The 720-nt window shown below is 79.9% G+C and carries 1 protein-coding gene; it reads left to right on the top strand.

The window, feature by feature from the left end; genetic code table 11:
* Positions 1-9: 9 nt before the first annotated feature.
* The coding region (locus BG452_RS36150; RefSeq protein ID WP_317621392.1) for a M48 family metalloprotease at positions 10-720 on the top strand (711 nt) is incomplete at its 3' end.

The following is a 720-nucleotide window of genomic DNA, read 5'->3' as shown; positions in this document are numbered from 1 at the left end:
GCCGCCGCGGTGGCCGGCCTCGCCCTGGCCGCGCTCGCCGCCCTGGCGGTACGGACCGCCCACCGCCGCCGGCGGGAACTGCACACCGCCCGGGCCGCGCTGCCGACCCCGGGCCTTCGCTGTGACGGCGACGGCTACGACAGCGGCTACGACAACGGCGGTTACAGCTACGGCTACGACAACGGCGGCTACGGCTACGACGGCGGTGAGACGGCCGCCGACCAGCATCCGGACATGCGCCCCCGGCGCGCCTCCGTGCGCGGGGCGCGCGCCACCCAGGGTGCGCGCGACTCCGTACGGCTCCTGCCGGACTCCACCGGCCCCCGCCCCCGCACCGCCCGGTGGCGCCAGGCCCCGGCACGGCTCCGCCAGGCCCTGGAGCGGCTCCGGCACCCCGCCGACCACCCGCTGACCGTGCTGGACGACGACCGCGCCGACGCCTTCGCCCTCCCCGGCCGCCTGCGCCGCCCCGGCCGGGGCGGGGAGCCGGGCCGGATCGTGGTCACCTCCGGGATGCTGCGCGCCCTCAACGGCCCCGAGCGCTCCGCCCTGCTCGCCCACGAGCGCGCCCACCTCACCGGCCGGCACCACGTCTTCCTCGCCCTCGCCGAGCACGCCGCCGACCTCCACCCGGCGCTCCGCCCGTTGCGCGCGCCCCTCGGGTACCACCTGGAGCGCTGGGCCGACGAGGTGGCCGCCGCCCAGGTCGGCGACCGCGCC

The organism is Streptomyces sp. CBMA123, from assembly GCF_014596465.1.
GTDB lineage: Bacteria > Actinomycetota > Actinomycetes > Streptomycetales > Streptomycetaceae > Kitasatospora.
The sequence above is the reverse complement of the archived record's forward strand: the minus strand, read 5'-3'. Positions and strand labels throughout refer to the sequence as shown.